1 protein-coding gene is annotated in these 542 nt (G+C 60.9%); it reads right to left on the bottom strand.

The annotated features are described in order from the left end of the window. On the bottom strand, nucleotides 1–347 hold a 347-nt coding region (locus AB4Z35_RS30170; protein WP_442101182.1), incomplete at its 3' end, for an MFS transporter. Nucleotides 348–542 lie beyond the last annotated feature (195 nt).

Below are 542 nucleotides of genomic sequence, written 5' to 3'. Positions count from 1 at the left end.
GCCATCGCCATGCCGATCAGCACCCCGGCGCCGAGCACGACCGCCCAGAGTCCGTGGGACGTGGCGAGCAGCACCAGCCCGATCAGGTACAGCAACGCGCCCCCGACCATCAGCGGGCGGAACCCGGTTCGTACCGCCAGCGCGCCGGCAAATGGCTGCAACACACCCCAGGTGAGGTTTTGTACCGCCACGGCAATCGTGAAATCGCCCACTGAAATCCCGATGTCGCGGGTCAGGGGCGGCACGAAAATGCCCAGGCTCTGCCGCAGGCCCATGGCGAGCGACAGCATGACGGAGGCGCCAATGAGAATTGGCAGTGCGGGACGCAGCGAGGCAAGACGGGACATGCGAGGGCTCTTGTTATTAGCGGCCTGTGCACAGGCCGGAAATGCCATTTTCGTTGAATCGTCAATGAAAATACATCCTCGGGAATACCGGGCAAGACGGGACATGCGAGGGCTCTTGTTATTAGCGGCCTGTGCACAGGCCGGAAATGCCATTTTCGTTGAATCGTCAATGAAAATACATCCTCGGGAATACCG

Origin of the sequence: Pseudomonas sp. KB_15 (assembly GCF_052114525.1) — a bacterium.
In the GTDB taxonomy this organism is placed as follows: domain Bacteria; phylum Pseudomonadota; class Gammaproteobacteria; order Pseudomonadales; family Pseudomonadaceae; genus Aquipseudomonas.
This window is presented reverse-complemented; position numbering and strand designations above follow the sequence as displayed.